Source organism: Burkholderia sp. AU16482, from assembly GCF_002223285.1.
In the GTDB taxonomy this organism is placed as follows: domain Bacteria; phylum Pseudomonadota; class Gammaproteobacteria; order Burkholderiales; family Burkholderiaceae; genus Burkholderia; species Burkholderia semiarida.
This window is the reverse complement of sequence record NZ_NKEY01000008.1, coordinates 62,373-77,927: the sequence shown is the minus strand read 5'-3', so window position 1 is coordinate 77,927 and position 15,555 is coordinate 62,373. Positions and strand designations below refer to the sequence as shown.

At 67.9% G+C, this 15,555-nt stretch carries 15 protein-coding genes and 3 pseudogenes; 7 read left to right on the top strand and 11 right to left on the bottom strand.

The window, feature by feature from the left end; translation table 11 throughout:
• Nucleotides 1-138 precede the first annotated feature (138 nt).
• Nucleotides 139-303 (bottom strand): annotated as a pseudogene (locus CFB35_RS35645) (DUF4148 domain-containing protein); the annotation flags it as partial.
• 298 nt (nucleotides 304-601) lie between these two features.
• Between CFB35_RS35645 and CFB35_RS29765 the strand changes: the two are divergent.
• A complete protein-coding gene (locus CFB35_RS29765; RefSeq protein WP_089465959.1) occupies nucleotides 602-1,621 on the top strand; it encodes an aldo/keto reductase in 1,020 nt (339 codons plus the stop codon).
• Between the two features lie 123 nt (nucleotides 1,622-1,744).
• On the opposite strand, the gene CFB35_RS29760 is transcribed toward CFB35_RS29765, so the two are convergent.
• The 5 genes from CFB35_RS29760 to CFB35_RS29740 form a co-directional block, all read right to left on the bottom strand.
• Nucleotides 1,745-2,656 carry a LysR family transcriptional regulator gene (locus tag CFB35_RS29760; RefSeq protein WP_089465958.1) on the bottom strand — a complete coding sequence of 304 codons (912 nt, stop codon included), beginning with the start codon at nucleotides 2,654-2,656 and terminating at the stop codon, nucleotides 1,745-1,747.
• 112 nt (nucleotides 2,657-2,768) lie between these two features.
• Entirely contained in the window at nucleotides 2,769-3,551 is a 783-nt protein-coding gene (locus CFB35_RS29755) for an ABC transporter substrate-binding protein (protein ID WP_059638980.1), read from the bottom strand.
• A 40-nt stretch (nucleotides 3,552-3,591) separates the two neighbouring features.
• Nucleotides 3,592-5,028, bottom strand: a complete 1,437-nt coding sequence (locus CFB35_RS29750; protein ID WP_089465957.1) for an NAD(P)/FAD-dependent oxidoreductase — start codon at nucleotides 5,026-5,028, stop codon at nucleotides 3,592-3,594.
• Nucleotides 5,025-5,324, bottom strand: coding sequence for a (2Fe-2S)-binding protein (locus CFB35_RS29745; RefSeq protein ID WP_089465956.1), 300 nt, complete (start codon nucleotides 5,322-5,324; stop codon nucleotides 5,025-5,027). The genes CFB35_RS29750 and CFB35_RS29745 overlap by 4 nt, the downstream gene beginning before the upstream one ends.
• On the bottom strand, nucleotides 5,317-6,441 hold the full coding sequence (locus CFB35_RS29740) for an FAD-binding oxidoreductase (protein ID WP_089465955.1): 1,125 nt from the start codon (nucleotides 6,439-6,441) through the stop codon (nucleotides 5,317-5,319). The genes CFB35_RS29745 and CFB35_RS29740 overlap by 8 nt, the downstream gene beginning before the upstream one ends.
• Before the next feature lie 149 nt (nucleotides 6,442-6,590).
• Between CFB35_RS29740 and CFB35_RS29735 the strand changes: the two genes are divergently transcribed.
• A complete protein-coding gene (locus CFB35_RS29735; RefSeq protein WP_059579298.1) occupies nucleotides 6,591-7,505 on the top strand; it encodes a LysR substrate-binding domain-containing protein in 915 nt (304 codons plus the stop codon).
• An 86-nt stretch (nucleotides 7,506-7,591) separates the two neighbouring features.
• Here CFB35_RS29735 and shc read toward each other — a convergent pair whose 3' ends face one another.
• Complete coding sequence (gene shc / locus CFB35_RS29730) at nucleotides 7,592-9,652, bottom strand: squalene--hopene cyclase (RefSeq protein WP_089465954.1); 2,061 nt, start codon at nucleotides 9,650-9,652, stop codon at nucleotides 7,592-7,594.
• 52 nt (nucleotides 9,653-9,704) lie between these two features.
• On the opposite strand from shc, the gene CFB35_RS29725 reads away from it, so the two are divergent.
• Nucleotides 9,705-10,391, top strand: coding sequence for a TetR/AcrR family transcriptional regulator (locus CFB35_RS29725; protein ID WP_089465953.1), 687 nt, complete (start codon nucleotides 9,705-9,707; stop codon nucleotides 10,389-10,391).
• 505 nt (nucleotides 10,392-10,896) lie between these two features.
• Here the strand turns inward: CFB35_RS29725 and CFB35_RS29720 are convergent.
• Nucleotides 10,897-11,037 (bottom strand): annotated as a pseudogene (locus CFB35_RS29720) (NADPH-dependent FMN reductase); the annotation flags it as partial.
• Between CFB35_RS29720 and CFB35_RS35505 the strand changes: the two are divergent.
• Nucleotides 11,026-11,103, top strand: a pseudogene (locus CFB35_RS35505) (transcriptional regulator); the annotation flags it as partial. The pseudogenes CFB35_RS29720 and CFB35_RS35505 overlap by 12 nt on opposite strands.
• A gap of 48 nt (nucleotides 11,104-11,151) precedes the next feature.
• Here CFB35_RS35505 and CFB35_RS29715 read toward each other — a convergent pair.
• Genes CFB35_RS29715 through CFB35_RS29705 form a run of 3 tightly spaced genes read right to left on the bottom strand, consistent with a single transcriptional unit; the run spans nucleotide 11,152 to nucleotide 13,404 of the window.
• A complete protein-coding gene (locus CFB35_RS29715) occupies nucleotides 11,152-11,517 on the bottom strand; it encodes a hypothetical protein (protein WP_089465952.1) in 366 nt (121 codons plus the stop codon).
• Nucleotides 11,514-12,461, bottom strand: coding sequence for an alpha/beta hydrolase (locus CFB35_RS29710; protein WP_089465951.1), 948 nt, complete (start codon nucleotides 12,459-12,461; stop codon nucleotides 11,514-11,516). The genes CFB35_RS29715 and CFB35_RS29710 overlap by 4 nt, the downstream gene beginning before the upstream one ends.
• A gap of 49 nt (nucleotides 12,462-12,510) precedes the next feature.
• A complete protein-coding gene (locus tag CFB35_RS29705) occupies nucleotides 12,511-13,404 on the bottom strand; it encodes a LysR substrate-binding domain-containing protein (RefSeq protein ID WP_059579623.1) in 894 nt (297 codons plus the stop codon).
• 169 nt (nucleotides 13,405-13,573) lie between these two features.
• Between CFB35_RS29705 and CFB35_RS29700 the strand changes: the two genes are divergently transcribed.
• Genes CFB35_RS29700 through CFB35_RS29690 form a run of 3 tightly spaced genes read left to right on the top strand, consistent with a single transcriptional unit; the run spans nucleotide 13,574 to nucleotide 15,287 of the window.
• Nucleotides 13,574-14,104 (top strand): hypothetical protein, encoded by a 531-nt coding sequence (locus CFB35_RS29700; protein WP_059579283.1) that lies wholly within the window; start codon nucleotides 13,574-13,576, stop codon nucleotides 14,102-14,104.
• Complete coding sequence (locus tag CFB35_RS29695; protein WP_059579280.1) at nucleotides 14,097-14,423, top strand: hypothetical protein; 327 nt, start codon at nucleotides 14,097-14,099, stop codon at nucleotides 14,421-14,423. The genes CFB35_RS29700 and CFB35_RS29695 overlap by 8 nt, the downstream gene beginning before the upstream one ends.
• 18 nt (nucleotides 14,424-14,441) lie before the next feature.
• A complete protein-coding gene (locus tag CFB35_RS29690; protein ID WP_089466023.1) occupies nucleotides 14,442-15,287 on the top strand; it encodes an MBL fold metallo-hydrolase in 846 nt (281 codons plus the stop codon).
• The last annotated feature ends 268 nt before the right edge of the window (nucleotides 15,288-15,555 follow it).

Sequence of the window (15,555 nt, the reverse complement as noted above, 5' to 3'; positions counted from 1 at the left end):
GACGGGTTCGAATGACATCGAACCCGTCGCCCTTCGCGCATCGGTCGAACCCGAACCGCGCGCCTACTCTCCCAGCGCGCTCATCAGCCTGACCTGGCTCAGCATTTCATCGGTGCGTGCCTGCGCGAGCGAATCCTCGGCCGCGAGGCGCGCCATCTCGGCCTTGACTTCGGCGCGGGTCAGCGGGTGGTCGGCCGGTTGCGCGAACGACAGCGCCGGTGCGGAAAGGATCAGTGCGGCAAGCGTGGAAGTAACGAGCGTTTTCATCATGGGTACCTGTCTGGTCGAGTGAACCGCAACCAACGTCGACGACGTCGATGTCGTTGCGTGTGCAGCCAATATAGGTACGGCGGCGTCGCGGAAAAACGACTGTCGGGCTAAATCATTTTTGATCCCGAGTCACGAATCGAACGTGAATTCGGTCGACAGCGTTGCCGGCCGGGCGTCTCGCCCGAACAGGCGCCGCGGCTCGCTATCGAAACGCGCCGCGAATCGGCCTATCAGACCTTGCGGGACTCAACTGTGTCGAATTCCGTCTTGGACAGACTTAACCCGCTTCCCTAGACTGAACCCGCTTTCCCCTCGTTCCCTGGAGAAAATCATGAGTCTCGCGCTGCCCGGCCACAAGATCCTCGGTTTCGGTACCGCCCCGCTCGGCAACATGTTCCGCAACATCCCCGACGCGGAAGCCGCGGCCACCGTCGAAGCCGCGTGGCAACACGGCATCCGCTATTTCGATTCAGCCCCGTTCTACGGCGCCGGCCTCGCGGAAATCCGCCTCGGCGACGCGCTGGCGAACCATCCGCGCGACGAATACGTGCTGAGCACGAAGGTCGGCCGCGTGATTCTCGACGAAATCGAAGACGTGTCGGCGCGCGATCTCGGCGAAAAGGGCGGCCTGTTCGAACACGGCAGGCCGAACCGCATCGTCAACGACTACTCGGCCGACGCGACGCTGCGCTCGATCGAGGACAGCTTGAAACGCCTGCGCACCGACCGCCTCGATATCGTGTGGGTGCACGACATCGCGCAGGACTTCTACGGCGACGAATGGCTCGCGCAATTCGAAGTGGCGCGCAAGGGCGCATTCCGCGTGCTGAGCAAGCTGCGCGAAGAAGGCGTGATCAACGCATGGGGCCTCGGCGTGAACCGCGTCGAACCGATCGAGCTGGTGCTCGACCTCGCCGAGCCGCAACCGGACGGCATGCTGCTGGCCGGCCGCTACACGCTGCTCGATCACGAGCGCGCGCTGCAGCGCGTGATGCCGGCGGCGGCCGCGCGCGGCGTCGGGATCGTCGTCGGCGGCCCGTACAGCTCGGGCGTGCTCGCGGGCGGCACGCACTTCGAATACCAGAAGGCTTCGCCGGAAATCCTCGCGAAGGTGGAGCGGATCAAGGCGATCGCCGCGCGCTACGACGTGCCGATCAAGGCCGCCGCGCTGCAGTTCTCGATGTCGCATCCGGCCACCGTCGCGGTGATCCCGGGCGCGAGCCGTCCGGAGCGGATCGCGGAAGACCAGGCGGCGCTGAACGCGGCGATTCCGGCCGACTTCTGGCGCGAGATGCGCGAACAAGGTCTGATCGCGGCCAATGCGCCGCTGCCGGCCGATCGTCGATCCTGAAAGGCGATGATCGGAAGCGGAAGCCGCGAGGCGCGAGGACAGTCAGAGTCGCGAAGCGATCGCCACACTCGCGACAGGCGCGTAAGGCGCCGTGATGCAACGACGCCCCGCGCGTTCGCGCATTTATTTCGCCGCTGTCTCGACGACTTCCTCGCCGGTCAGGATCTCGCGGAAGATTCCGACCAGCGGCCGCAGATTGACCTTGTGCCATGCGGCCCACAGCGGCGTGCGGTAGCTGAACCACGGCAGCTCGCGCAGCACGACGCCTTCCGGCACCTGGTGACGCAGGCTCTGCTGGATCATCGTCACGCCGAGCCCGGCCGCGACGAGGCCGAGCGCGGCGAGCGGCTCGGTCGCTTCCACCGAAATGTCCGGCGAAAAGCCGGCCTTCGCACAGGCCGCGACGAACGCGCCGTGACGCGGCGCGCTGTCCTGCTGCGTGACGCCGATCCACGCCTGCGCGGCGAGATCGTCGGCGACGAGCGTCTTCTTCTTCGCGAGCGGATGCCCGTCGGGCATCGCGAGCAGCATCGGATCGTCCAGCACCTTCGTCGAATCGAGTTCGGGATCGTCCGGCGCGGGCGGCTCGGTGACGAGCGCGATGTCGAGGCTGCGCTCGCGCAAGCCTTCGAGCTGCGCGGCCGATTGATAGTTGTACAAAGCGATGTGAACGGACGGGCGCCCGGCGCGCAGCGTTTTCAACGCGCGCGGTAGCACGCCCGAGTGCGTGGCCGTTTCGAGGTAGCCGATGCAGAGGCCGCCTTCGTCGCCGCGACCGAGCCGGCGCGCGAGCGATTCGAGCCGGTTCGCATGGCGCAGGAACGCGCGCGTTTCGCCGAGAAACGTGCGCCCGTCGCGCGTCAGACGAATGCGCTGCTGGCTGCGTTCGAACAGCGTGAGGCCGAGCTTTTCCTCGAGCTGCGCGATCTGGCGGCTGAGCGGTGATTGCGAGATGTGCAGGCGCTCGGCGGCGCGGCCGACGTGTTCCTCTTCCGCGACCGCGATGAAATATTGAAGCTGGGGGATGTCGAGCATGTCAGACCTTATCGGACTCAAGATTGGAAGATTGTGTCCTAAAGGAACTTGTTCATGCAATCCGGACCGGATCCACTTGCCTGCGCACGACGCGGCGCGCGCACGCGTGTCGTCAATTCCCGTACATGTCGAAGTCGAAATACTTCGACTGGATCGTGTCATAGGTGCCGTCGCCGCGAATCTCAGCGATCGCGCGGTTCAGCGCGTCGCGCAGGTCGGTGTCGGCCTTGCGCACGCCGGCCGCATCGCCGTTGCCCATGATCTTCGCGTCGTACACCACGCCGCCCGCGAACGAGAAGCCCTTGCCGCGCGGCGTCGCCAGGAATCCGAGCTGGCCTTGCACCGCATCCATCAGCACGCCGTCGACGCGCCCGGTGACGAGATCCGCGTACGCCTGGTCGTAGCTCGGATACGGCACCACCTCGACCTTCGCGGCCGCCCATTTCTCGCGCGCATAGGTTTCCTGCACCGTGCCCTGCTCGACCGCGACGCGCTTGCCGGCGAGCTTCGCCGCGTCCGGCAGCAGCCCCGACCCGGTACGCGCGATCAGCCGCGTCTGGTTGCGGTACAGGCGGTCGGTGAAGTCGATCTGCCGGCGCCGCTGTTCGGTCGCGGCCATCGACGACAGGATCACGTCGAACTTGCGCGCTTGCAGCCCCGGAATCAGCCCGTCGAAACTGCTCGACACCCACACGCATTTCGCCTTCAGCTTCGCGCACAGCGCGTTGCCGAGATCGATGTCGAAGCCCTTCACGCTGCCGTCGGTCGCGGTCGATTCGAACGGCGGGTAGGTCGGATCGACGCCGATGCGGATGGTCGTCCATTCCTTCGCCGATGCCGGCGACGCGACGGCCATCGCGGCGGCGGCAAGGAGAATCGTGATGCGCGTCTTCATGGTCAGGCTCCGTTCGTGTGGGGAAGAGTGGGCATGCGCGTCAGCTCGGGAATTCGCCGCGCTGAAAATCGTTCGACAGTTCGAGGGCGTCGGCCATCTCGCCGACGGTGACGGGCTTGATCGGCGCGCGGATCCGGTAGTGCCCGACGTCGCCGACGCCGCGTTGCTGCACGTCGGCGATCAGCTCGCCGACCGTCGTGCCGCACCAGCGCCCCTGGCACGGGCCCATCCCGCAGCGCGTGAACCCCTTCATCTGGTTCGGCCCCTGGCAGCCGAGCGCCGCGAGCTGGCGGATCTCGCCGGCCGTGACTTCCTCGCAGCGGCACACGATCGTGTCGTCGTCGGGGCGGCGCAGCGCGGCGGGCGGCGTGTACAGCGCATCGAGCAGCGGGCGCACCGCGAGGTGGCGGCGCAATGCGTGCAACGCCGGGCGTTCGCGTGCGGCCTGCCGTTGCGCATCGAGCGCACCGAGTTGCACGGCGATGTCGAGCGCTGATATTTCGCCGGCCAGTGCCGCCGCCCGCGCGCCGCCGATGCCGGCGCCGTCGCCCGCGATCCACACGTGCGGTACGCTGCTGCGGCCGCGCGCGTCGCACCGCGGCCGCCAGCATGCCGACGACTCGTCCCATTCATGCGCACAGCCGAGCGAGCGCGCGAGCTGCGTCGACGGAACGACGCCCTGATGCAGCAGCACGAGCGACGTGTCGAGCGCTTGCGCGACGCCGTGCGCGCCGCGAAAGCGGATGCGTTCGGCGCGCTCGTCGCCGTCGATGCGGACGTCGGTCGCGCCGCGATAGACGGGAATTCCGGCGTGGCGCACCGCGCGCAGCATGCGCCAGCCCTTGAGCAGATAGTCGGCGCCGCGCAGTGCCGGCAGCGCATGCGGGAGCGCGCGGCGCCACGCATCGCGCGGTGTCGTATCGACCAGCGCGCGCACGCGCCGGCCGGCATTCAGCAATTGCGTGGCGAACAGCCACAAAAGCGGGCCGCTGCCCGCGAGCACGGCGTCCGTCGACGGCGCGAGCCCCGACGCTTTCAGCAGCGTCTGCGCGGCGCCGACGCCCATCACGCCGGGCAACGTCCAGCCGGGTACCGGCCACGGCCGCTCCTGCGCGCCGGTCGCGATCAGCACCGCGCGCGCGCCGATATCGAGCGTGCCGCGCGACGGGCCGCCTTGCGTGAGCATCGCGACGGGTTCCGGCTCGAACGCGATTTGCCACACGACGCTGCGCGGTAGGTAATGCGCGCCGCTGGCAAGCAGGCCGTCCACGAGCGGGCGGCCGGCCGTGTAGTCGGCGCCGAGCCATTGCGCGAGCGGCGCCGGCGCATCGGCCACGTTGCGGTAGATCTGGCCGCCAGGCGCGCGGCCCTCGTCCGCGACGACCACCGACAAGCCGGCCGCGCGCGCGGCAATCGCCGCCGCCATTCCGGCCGGCCCGGCGCCGACGATCAGCAGATCGCACTGGCGGCGCGTCATGCGAACCTCGCCTTGCCGTGCATCGTGCGCACCTGCATGCCGTCGGCGACGAGCGTCATGCAGCCTTGCACATTCGGCACGCCATCGATTTCGACGAGGCAGTCGAAGCACACGCCCATCATGCAGAACGGGCCGCGCGGCGCGCCGCTCACGGCGCTCGTGCGGCACGCGGCCGAACCGGCGGCGAGCATCGCGGCCGCGACGCTGTCGTGTGCGGGCACGTCGTGCGGCGTGCCGTCGATATGGATGCGCACGTGGTCGAGCATCGCGGCGGGGGGAATGAGGGATTCAAACATGCCGGGCTTCCGTGGGCGCGGCGAAGCGCGCGGTGGTAAAGGCGGACAGGTCGGCCGGCGCGGCGCCGCCGGCGATCCACGGCGCGACGAGATCGGCGTGGGCCGCCGCGAGCGTCACGCCGCTGTGGCAGATCGCGATGAATGCGCCGGGATACGTGGCCGACGCTTCGTAGACGGGCAAGCCGTCGGGCGTCATGATGCGCAGCGCACCCCACGCGCGCACGATGCGCGCATGGGCCAGCGCCGGGAACGCGGTGCGGGCGCGGCGCGCGATGTCGACCATCGCCGGGCGCGTCTGGCCGTCGTCGAAGCCGACGTCTTCGGCGGAGTCGCCGAGCAACACCGACCCTTCCGAGGTCTGCCGGACGACGAGCGTCGGATAGTCGAGAAACGGCGCGACGCGCTCGGTGACCATGATCTGGCCGCGCAACGGCGAGATCGGCGCGCGCAGGTCGACCATCGGCGCGAGCCGCGCGTTGTCGAGGCCGGCCGCGAGCACCACGCGCCCGCTTTCGAGCCGCGCGTCGCGCGTGTCGATCTCGAAGCGCCCGGCGCGCGGGCGGATTTCGGCGACTTCGCTGCGCGGCAGATAGATGCCGCCGCACTGCTGGAACGCCTGCAGCATCGCGCGCAGCGTGGTGAGCGGATTCGCGTGACCGTCGTTCGGCGACCAGAGCGCGCCCGCGAGCGACGGCGATGCCGCGGGAACGAGACGGCGCAGCGCCGCCGGATCGAGCACTTCGTACGACAGCGCGGCTTCCTGCCGGCGCAGCGATTCGAGCAGGTCGGTCGCGCTGTCCAGTTCCGTGCGATGTTCGAACAGCTCGATGCCGCCCGGGCGTTCGAACGCGCAGTCCACGCCCGTTTCGCGCTGCAACTGCGCGGCGAACGCATGCCAGCGCTCGGACGATTCGCGTGACCAGCGCGCATACGGCAGGCAGCGGCCGCCTTTGCCCTGCACCCACACGAGCCCGAAATTGCCGCGCGCCGCGCGAAACGCGATGTCGTCGCCGTCGCACACCGCGACGCGTTGGCCGAGACGCGCGAGGCCCCACGCGATGGCCATGCCGACGAGGCCGCCGCCGGCCACGACGACGTCGAAGCGGCGCGCGGTCATGCGCGGCTCCCGTGTCGCGGGTGAGGCGGTTGCGTGTTATATCCCATGGCGGCGCGTCTCCTTGCTTTCGGTACGTTGCGGAACCGATGTTCGGACAGGCAAAATGGGCTGTCCAATACAGCTTGATCAACGATCCATAATCCAGTGTTATGACCACGCCCTCGCTCAGGATTCGCCAGATCGAAGCGTTTCGTGCGGTGATGCAGCGTCATACCGTCACGCGCGCGGCGCGCGAGCTCCATATCTCGCAGCCGGCCGTGAGCCGGCTGATCGCCGATCTCGAGGCGCGGATCGGCTTCGTGCTGTTCGAGCGGCAGCAGGGCCGCTTCACGCCGACCGCGCAGGCGCGCGTGCTGTACGAGGAAGTCGAGCGCGCGTTCGTCGGCCTCGATCGCGTCGCGCAGGCCGCCGAGCAGATCCGCGCGATGCGGCGCGGCACGCTGCGCGTGGCCGGCTCGCCCGCCGTCGCGCTCGACCTGCTGCCGGAGCTCGTCACGCGGTTTTCGCACGCGCATCCGGGCGTCGACATCACGCTGCTCGCGCACAGTGCGTCGACCGTCGTCGACAAGGTCGCGTCGGGGCAGTGCGATGTCGGGCTGATCGCCGAGCCCGTTCCGCATCCGGCCGTGCGCGGAGAGCGGCTCGCGGAAAGCGCGATGCGCTGCATCGTGCCGCGCGGGCACCGGCTCGCGCGCAAGCGCGTCGTGCGGCCGGCCGATCTGCGCGGCGAACCGTTCATCTCGTTTCCGCCGAGTTTCGAGGCGCGCAGCGCGATCGACCGCGTTTTCGTGGAAGCCGGCGTGGCGCGCGTGCTGTCGATCGAGGCGCAACTGTCACGGACGATCGTCGCGTTCGTCGCGAACGGCGCGGGCGTCGCGCTGATCGATCCGGTGACGGCCGCGTATGCGGGCGAGCGCGTGGCCGTCAAGCCGTTCGAGCCGGCCGTGCCCGATCACTTCTACCTGGTGACGTCCGCGTCGCAGCCGCTGTCGATGATCGGCGATGCGTTCTGCGCGGATTTGCGCGACGCGTTCGCGCGGATGCGGACGCCGCGCGACGCGTGAGCGGGGAAGGGGGACGAAACGTGTGTCGAGCACGCCGGACGCCGGCGGGCGTGCCGGCGTGTTGCCGTGTCGGCCGGGGTTCCGGCTCAGGCGAGCGCGCTGTCCGTTGCGCGTGGGGCGGGCGCGCCGGACGCGGACGACATGGTTGCGCCCGCATCCTTCGCGCCGGCCAGCCGCCGATAACGCGCGAGTGCCCACAGCGGGAAGTACGCGGTATAGCCGTGATACTTCAGATAGAAAATGCGCGGAAAGCCCGGCGCATTGTGCGAGCGGTGCCACCAGAAGCCGTCTTCCTGCTGCACCGACAGCAGATACGCGATGCCGCGCCGCACCGAATCGGATTCGCAGTCGCCGAACGCCATCTGCGCGAGCAGCGCCCACGCGGTGCAGTTCGACGTGCTCTCGTCGCCATTCGTGCCGGCCAGTGTCGGGTCGACGTAGCTGTCGTTCGTCTCGCCCCAGCCGCCGTCCGCATGCTGTCGCGCGCGCAGCCAGTCGAGCGCGCGCGCGATATAGGGCTGTGACTTGTCCTCGCCGGCGAGCGCGAGGCCGGCCAGCACGCTCCACGTGCCGTACAGGTAGTTCGTGCCCCAGCGGCCCCACCAGCTGCCGTCGGGTTGTTGCGTGCGCTTCACGTAGTCGATGCAGCGCGCGAGCGACGCGCGGTCTGCCGCGCGCTTCGTCACGCCGAAGCACAGCAGCACGCGGCCCGACACGTCTTCCGTGGGCGGATCGAGCAGCGCGCCGTGATCGGCGAACGGGATCGCGTTCAGATACATGCGGTCGCAGTCGGCGTCGAACGCCGCGAAGCCGCCGTTGCGCGATTGCAGCCCGCGCATCCAGTCGAGCGCGCGCGCGACGCGCGACGCGTACGGATTCGTGCCGTCCGCGTGGCGATGCGTGCGGCCGCGGCGATCGAGCATCGCGGTGACGACCGCCGTATCGTCGATGTCCGGGTAGTACGGGTTCGCGTACTGGAACGCCCAGCCGCCCGGTTCGACGCCGGCCGGTGCGTTCTCGATCCAGTCGCCGCGCAGGTCGTTCACCTGCCGCCCGGCCAGCCAGTCGTACGCGCGAGCGATGCGTGCATCGAGCTCGCGCAGCGCGCCGGCCGACTCGCCGGCTTCCGGCGCCGCGACGCCGCGCGCCTGTTCGAGCGCCATCGTGCTCCACGCGGTGTCCCACACCGGCGACAGGCACGGCTGGCAATACATGCTGCCGTCCGGCCGCGTGACCAGCAGCTTCTCCAGCGCGTTCTCGCAGTCGCGCCGCAGCGGATGATCGTCCGGGTAGCCGAGCACCTGCATCATTTGGTAGCTGTAGACGATCGGCGGGAAGATGCCGCCGAGCCCGTCCTCGCCGTTCATCCGTTGCGCGCACCACGCTTCCGCGTGCCGGATCGCGCGCTGCCGCAAGCGTTTCGGCAGCAGTGGCTCGATAGGGCGGACGGCGCGGTCGAGCGCGAGGAACAACCGGCGCATGCCGCGCGCGGGCGGGAAGTACTGGCGCTCTTGCTCCGGCGGCGTGACGAACAGCTCGCGGATCGACACGTTGCGCGGATTGCGCGCACGCGCCTTCAGCGAGCACAGCACCAGCAGCGGCACCATCGTCGTGCGCGCCCAGTACGCGACCTTGTACATCGAGATCGGCACCCACTTCGGGAACAGCACGAACTCGACCGGCATGAACGGCGTCGCCCGCCACGGCACCTGGCCGAACGTCGCGAGCAGGATGCGCGTGAACACGTTCGCGCGCGCCGCGCCGCCGAGCTTCAGGATCGCGTCGCGCGCGCGGATCATGTGCGGCGCCCGTTCGCTGTCGCCGGCCGCCTTCAGCGCGAAGTACGCCTTCACGCTGCACGACACGTCCGGCGCGCCGTCGACGTACAGATCCCATGCGCCATGCGTGTCGAGCCGCTGGTTCGCGCGCAGGTAGCGCGCCATCTTCTCCTGGCGCACGTCGTCGATCTTGTCCATGAAATGCATCATCAGGATGTATTCCGCGGTGATCGTCGCGTCGGATTCGAGTTCGAAACACCAGCTGCCGTCGGGCTGCTGAAGACGCACGAGTGCGTCGCGTCCGCGCGCGATGGCCGTGTCGAGCGCGGACCAGGGAGAGGGGGCGGTATTGTTCATGCGGCGGATCATACCATCCAGACGGAATGTTTATATCGAGACGGGCGGTGCTACCATCCGCGTCATGAAAAAACGCCTCGAACCCACGCCGCGCGGCGTGTCCGCGCCTGTCGAACCGGCTGGAACGCCCGGTGCACGCGCGCCTGTAGGATCGTCGGCGCCGCCGGCTACCGCTGTTGCGGGCGTGCGGAGAAAAAAAGCGCCAGACCAGGTGCGCGCGCAATTGCTGGCGGCCGCGTCGGAGATCGCGACGCATCACGGCGTGGCCGCATTGACCCTCGATGCGGTGGCCGAGCGTGCCGGCGTGACGAAAGGCGCGCTGCAATATCACTTCGCGAACAAGCAGGGGCTGCTGGATGCGCTGTTCGGGCAGGCGACCGAACGGTTCGGCGCGCAACTGGCCGCGCGGATGGCGGCCGATTCCCGCGGCGACGGCGCGGCGGCGCGCGCGTATCTGCACGCGGTGCTCGATGCCGCCAATCCGGCTGCGAGTATCGACGTGCTGCGCGTGCTGGTCGCGTCGATGATCACCGAGCAGGACACACGCGCGCGCTGGTCGGTGCCGATGCGCGAATGGACGCGGCCCGACCCGGTGCCGCTCGAGCGGGCCGCGACGCTGATGATCTGCCGGCTCGCCGCCGACGGGTTGTGGATTTCCGAACTGCTCGACAGCGTCGAGCTGTCGGCCGAATTGCGCGCGGAGATCGTTCGACAGCTCGATGCGATGAGCAAGGGCGTGTTTCCGAAGTGATGCGCGACGCGGGAATCGCTCGTCGAATTCGGAGAAGCCTGGCGCGGGAAAGCCGGGGAACGGAAGCAGCGTCTGGCGGGCGCGCATCACGCGCGACGTGATGGTGATACGCGGATAGGGTGAGGAATCCGTTTCAATCGGTTTCGACGAAATTCCGTCGGACCGGTGGAGGGAAGAAGTCTATCGTCCGGATATCGACCCGCGTTCCGGGACGCTGTACAAGAAGCCGGCTTATCGGATGTAGGCACACGTCGCACGCCCGCCCGGTTCGACACGAGCAGCTTCGCCACCGCCCGCGTCGAACCGCCGATGAGGTGACACCGCCGGTCCCATTTCGACGCGGCGCGCGTGAACGGCCGGAGCAGCCTGCCCGCCGCCTGACGCGCGATCATCCAGCCGGGATAGGCGGGCGGCAACGCGCTCGCCGCATCGAGACGCGCAAGCAGAGTCGGCCAGACACAATGCGGGGCGTCGGCGGGTGGCGCCCCGCACGCACGTCGGAACGTCAGTCGCCGCGTGATTGGCCGGCCCGCAACTGCGCGGCGATCGTCGCGACGCGTGCGCCATAGCGGCGGGCCGTTTCGAGATCGCCCGGCGACATTTCTTCAGGCGACGCATCGGCCGGCGTCTGCGCCATCGGCGCAATCTTTCGCCGCGCGTGCGGGCTTTCATGGACTGGATCGCGGGTGTGTTGGAGCCCTATCTGGATTAGCGGAGGGGAGCGGCGGTTCGAAGTACCGGCGGATGCGATCGCTTTGCGTCACGCAAACTTGCTGAAATCCACGGGTTCCTTGATGAATTTTCCGGTCGCCAGCAGCGCCCGCTCGATGTCCGCGACGATGACCCGGTTGTTCACCGGCGCGGTGGCACACCAGCCCCAGATATCGTCGTCGATTTCATAGTCGCCGCGATCATACGTCCAATAGCTGAAATAGCGGTCCTGCGACAAGGCGACGTGCGGGTCGTCGAGGCCGTCCGGATGCGCGAGCCGGACGGCATGCAGCGCATCCCGGAGGATCGCGGCGATATCCGGAAAGTCGGCTGCGCGGTGGTCATCGAGTATTTCGACCAGCAGATCGCTACCGTGATAAACAGGCCGAACCCGGAATCGAATCAGGTGCGTCATCGCGCGTTTTTCCGTTGCGAAAGCGCAGGATGACCCAGGCCGCCGCCATTCGACTCCCGAACGAATGCCGAAATGGCTTCCACGACACCGCTTGCCAAAGGAAGATCCGGATCCGAGTACGCGGCAAGGTTTTCGTCCCGCGCGTCCGCGTGGACGGTTTTGAGCACGTGATTGGCATTCGCGACAATTGTCAGCCGGGCGCGTGGATTCGCGTCCTTCAACCGCTGCGCATCCTGCACGTCAACCTGAATATCCCGCGCGCCCTGCACGATCAGCACCGGCTTCGTATAGCCAGTGAGAAGGGCGGCCGGATCGATGGCCAATTCGCTCATCAGGAACCGCTGAACCTGCGGCCTGAACAACGGCATCAGAGCGGGACCGATGTCGGCCGCGTCGACCGTCTTCCCGGCTTCGAGCGATTCGAGTATCGACATCGCGTTGCTCAGTACACCGGCATTCGCAGGGTTCGACTGCAGCTGCTGCGCCAATACCTGTCCGAGCGGCCGTCCCGGTGTTGACACGAGGATCAGACCGCAAATATCGGCGGTCTGCCGCGCCGCCAACAACGCGACCCATCCTCCCTCGCTATGCCCGAGCACCCATACGCGGCGCGCACCGGTCCGCGTCCGGATGGCGGCCACCCACGCGCGGACGTCTGCTGCGTAGTCGTCGATCGTGACGTCGTCCGCATCCGCGATCGCCGAAGCGCTACCGTACATGCCGCGCTTGTCGATGCGAACCGACGCGATGCCTCGATCGAGCAATCCTTCGGCAAGCAAACGGTAGGTCGATGCCCGAATGCCGTAGGGATTGTTGCCGTTCCGGTCAGTCGGGCCCGATCCCGGCACGATCAGCACCACCGGAACATCGCCCGTCGCAGGAGACAACAGCGTGCCGCGCAGCGGGCCGGCGGGCCCCGGGGCTTCGATATCGGTCTGCATCATCCGTAAAGAGCTTTCCTGATCCGTGTCGCGATGAACGTCGGGCGCGGCATCAACGCACCAACCCTCGCGCCTCGCCCAGCACCCACTCCGCAAACGCCCGCACCGGCGCCGCGCTCAATTCGATCGGCTCGGGCAGCACGAGGCAGAAGTGCTTGGTAATCGCGTTGCCGTCGGGCCAGGGCGCGACCAGCCGCCCTTGCTCAAGGTCGGCCCCGACGTAAAGGCGCGGCACCAGGGCGACGCCCAGCCCGGCCAGCGCGGCCTCGATCAGCATCGAATGGAGATCGTATCGCGGGCCGACCGCCGAATTGGTCAGCTCGATGCCGGTCTCCTGCGCATAGATTTGCCACGCGTCGGGATTCTGCCGCCGGTGAAGGCGCGGCAGCGCATCCAGCGACGGGTGCGCGCCGACGCCTTCGAGAAGCGCCGGACTGCAGACGGGCACCAGCACCTCTTCCAGCAGCGGATGCAGATGCATGCCGGCCCAGGCCGGATGTTCGAAATGAATGGCCGCGTCGAATCCGCTGCCGGCCAGGAGGAAGGGCTCCATCCGTTCGGCGATATGCACGGTGACGTTCGGATGGCGATCCTGAAAGCGCTTGAGCCGCGGGATCAGCCAGCGGGTCGCGAAGGTCGGAATCGCGGCGATGTCGATGCTCGCGCCTTCGACGGGCTGCCCCATCAGATACAGGCTGTCCCGTTCGAGCCGATCCAGAATCTCGCGCACCTGTACCGCGTATCGCGTGCCGTTGGGCGCGAGCCGCACCCGGTTGCCGATGCGTTCGAACAGCGTCACGCCGAGGAATGCCTCCAGCCGGCCGATCTGGCGACTGACGGCGCCTTCGGTGCGCGCCAGCTCGTCGGCGGCGCGGGCGAAGCTGCCGTGTCGGGCCGCCGCCTCGAAGGCCAGGAGCGCGGAATTGCTCGGGATCTTGCGTCGCATCGGAGTCTCGCCGGTCGGAGCGCGTTCGACCGTCAGCTTGATCAAATATCACTGAAGGCTGACTTTAAGTCGATATCTACGCGGAAAACAGCAGATTAGCATTACGTCACTGCACTGAATATCCCGTATTCGAAGCGCAGGATGCCGATCCGTCACACAGGACAATCCGATGATCTACACCGTGGAATGCACCTTCGCCGACCCTGCCGGCGAAGCCGAATGGAACGACTTCTACAGCCTCGAAAAGCTGCCGGCCCTCATCTCGGTCAGCGGCTTTCACACGTCGCAGCGTTTCAAGGCGATCGGCGCCGGCTGCCCCGTTTATCTGGCCGTTCACACGATCGATGGTCTCGGCGTGCTGACCGGCGATGAGTATCGGCGCAAAGGCGGCGGCAATTTCGCGCGCTGGCAGCAACACATCACCGACTGGCACCGCAATCTCTACAGCGATATCGGTCGTGCGCCGGCGGTCAATGCCGACGAACTGCTCGCGCTGAGCGCCAGCGGACCCGACCCGTTGATCGGATTGGGCCTGAAGCCGCTGGCCATGCAGGCCGTGGCGCTGGAGCGGTATCCGGCGCGCCGCTGGCTCGCGGTCCTGCCGCGGAGCGATGCCCCTGTCGCCGGGAACGTGCCGGCCGGCCTCGACCTGTACGCGCCGATCACGGAGCAACTCGCAAAAGGGGCCCGCGATGCCTAACGTGACTTTCCATATCGATGCACGGCGCATGCCGCCTGACGCACGCCTTGACGAACTTTCCGGCGACTGCATCGAACTCTGTACGGATGTTCTTCAGGCAGAGCCGCGGAACGTCCACGTCATCTACGTGGCGGTTCGGCACGGATGCGGGCATCCCGTTTTCGCGGAAATCCGGTATCGCGAGGCGTCGCTTCGCTCGCCCGCGGTCATGCATGCATTCATGGAGGCGCTGGATCGCGCCGTCGTGCGCCGCACGGGCCTGACGGCACGCATCCGTTGTTTCGGTCATGCCGAGCCGAACCTTCACGCCCGAAACTAGCCACTCCGGAGAAGCATGGTGTCCAACATGACGTTTCCCGGCCGGCGTGTCGGGGATTTCACGATCACCGCGATCAGCGACGGCTACCTCACGGCCAGCCTCGATGTCCTGTCGAATATCGACGTGGCCGATGCTGCCGGGATGCAGCGTGCGGCCGGCCAGCAGCAGCCGTCCGCCGTGCATATCAATTGCTACGTGGTGCGCGGCGCGGGCCGCACGATTCTCGTCGACGCAGGGGCTGGCGGCATCAAACAATGGGGCGGCCGCCTGAAGGACAATTTGCGGCTCGCCGGTATCGATCCTGCCGCGATCGACAGCGTCCTGCTCACGCACGCCCATCCCGATCACGTCGGCGGGCTCGTGAATGGGGCCGGACAGGTTGCGTTTCCGAATGCGGAGCTGGTCGCGCATCGGCGCGAGGTCGAATTCTGGCGGGACGATGGCAACCTGAGCCGCGCCAGCGAGCGCGCCCGCGGCAATTTCCGGATCGCGCGTCAGGTATTCGACGCTTACGGCGACGCGCTTCGGGTCTTCGATGCAGGCGAGGTGCTGCCGGGGATCGCGGCCCTACCGCTGCCGGGGCATACCGACGGACATACCGGATACGTGCTCGAATCCGGCGATCAGGGCCTGCTCGTGTGGGGCGATATCGTGCATTTTCCGCACATCCAGATCAAGCGGCCGGACGTGTCGATTGCGTTCGACCACGATGCGTCGCAGGCGGTGGCGACGCGTTCGCGGCTGCTCGACCGGGTCAGCTCGGAACGGCTGCTGATCGCCGGCATGCATTTGGGAGAAGCGGGGTTCGCGCGAATCAGGAGAACGAACGGCGAATACGGCCTGTTTTACGAGACCGACGCGTGACGCGATGCCGGCGACCGGCGGGCGATGGTGAAGGACGCGTGGGAAAACGTTTGGCGGACCGCCGCGCACCCGCGCGACGCGTCGGTCGACGAGATTCGTTCGAGGTCCGGCGACGGCCGGTAGCCGCGCTGCTTCCGCCTCTCTCTGTCGCAATCGTCCAGATTCGCGTCGCGTGCGGATAAAAGCCGCCCGTTTCCCGCGCCGTTAACGTGTTCGCAGCCCCGCGCCGCGCATTGCGCGATGGCGCGCGTCGTTCGTGTTCCGGAAT

Coding starts and splice junctions, on each gene's coding strand:
- shc (WP_089465954.1), bottom strand. CDS start 9,652: ATGATCCGCCGCATGAACAATACCGCCCCCTCTCCCTGGTCCGCGCTC.
- CFB35_RS29750 (WP_089465957.1), bottom strand. CDS start 5,028: ATGACGCGCCGCCAGTGCGATCTGCTGATCGTCGGCGCCGGGCCGGCC.
- CFB35_RS29725 (WP_089465953.1), top strand. CDS start 9,705: ATGAAAAAACGCCTCGAACCCACGCCGCGCGGCGTGTCCGCGCCTGTC.
- CFB35_RS29755 (WP_059638980.1), bottom strand. CDS start 3,551: ATGAAGACGCGCATCACGATTCTCCTTGCCGCCGCCGCGATGGCCGTC.
- CFB35_RS29705 (WP_059579623.1), bottom strand. CDS start 13,404: ATGCGACGCAAGATCCCGAGCAATTCCGCGCTCCTGGCCTTCGAGGCG.
- CFB35_RS29765 (WP_089465959.1), top strand. CDS start 602: ATGAGTCTCGCGCTGCCCGGCCACAAGATCCTCGGTTTCGGTACCGCC.
- CFB35_RS29745 (WP_089465956.1), bottom strand. CDS start 5,324: ATGTTTGAATCCCTCATTCCCCCCGCCGCGATGCTCGACCACGTGCGC.
- CFB35_RS29715 (WP_089465952.1), bottom strand. CDS start 11,517: ATGACGCACCTGATTCGATTCCGGGTTCGGCCTGTTTATCACGGTAGC.
- CFB35_RS29760 (WP_089465958.1), bottom strand. CDS start 2,656: ATGCTCGACATCCCCCAGCTTCAATATTTCATCGCGGTCGCGGAAGAG.
- CFB35_RS29710 (WP_089465951.1), bottom strand. CDS start 12,461: ATGATGCAGACCGATATCGAAGCCCCGGGGCCCGCCGGCCCGCTGCGC.
- CFB35_RS29695 (WP_059579280.1), top strand. CDS start 14,097: ATGCCTAACGTGACTTTCCATATCGATGCACGGCGCATGCCGCCTGAC.
- CFB35_RS29700 (WP_059579283.1), top strand. CDS start 13,574: ATGATCTACACCGTGGAATGCACCTTCGCCGACCCTGCCGGCGAAGCC.
- CFB35_RS29740 (WP_089465955.1), bottom strand. CDS start 6,441: ATGACCGCGCGCCGCTTCGACGTCGTCGTGGCCGGCGGCGGCCTCGTC.
- CFB35_RS29735 (WP_059579298.1), top strand. CDS start 6,591: ATGACCACGCCCTCGCTCAGGATTCGCCAGATCGAAGCGTTTCGTGCG.